Origin of the sequence: Bacillus sp. SIMBA_154 (assembly GCF_046536015.1) — a bacterium.
GTDB lineage: Bacteria > Bacillota > Bacilli > Bacillales > Bacillaceae > Bacillus > Bacillus pumilus_P.
Map to the genome: position 1 here is coordinate 1 of NZ_JAWJBV010000745.1, position 230 is coordinate 230.

The window sequence follows — 230 nt, forward strand, 5'->3', positions numbered from 1 at the left end:
GACGCGGCAAAAGCCTGTGGTGCGCCTTATGTTGAAATTCATACTGGGGCGTATGCTGATGCCACAAACGATGAAGATACAGCAAAAGAGCTTGAACACATCCGCCAAGGCGTTAAGTATGCAGCGAGTATTGGCTTAATTGTTAATGCCGGCCATGGTTTGCATTATCACAACGTGAAGCCAATTGCAGCGATGCCAGAGATTTACGAGCTTAATATTGGTCACGCTAT

The 230-nt window shown here is 46.5% G+C and carries 1 protein-coding gene; it reads left to right on the top strand.

Annotated features, from left to right (window positions below; translation table 11 throughout):
- Positions 1-230: pyridoxine 5'-phosphate synthase (locus tag R0K30_RS23860; protein ID WP_410613550.1), on the top strand; the 230-nt coding region annotated here is incomplete at both ends.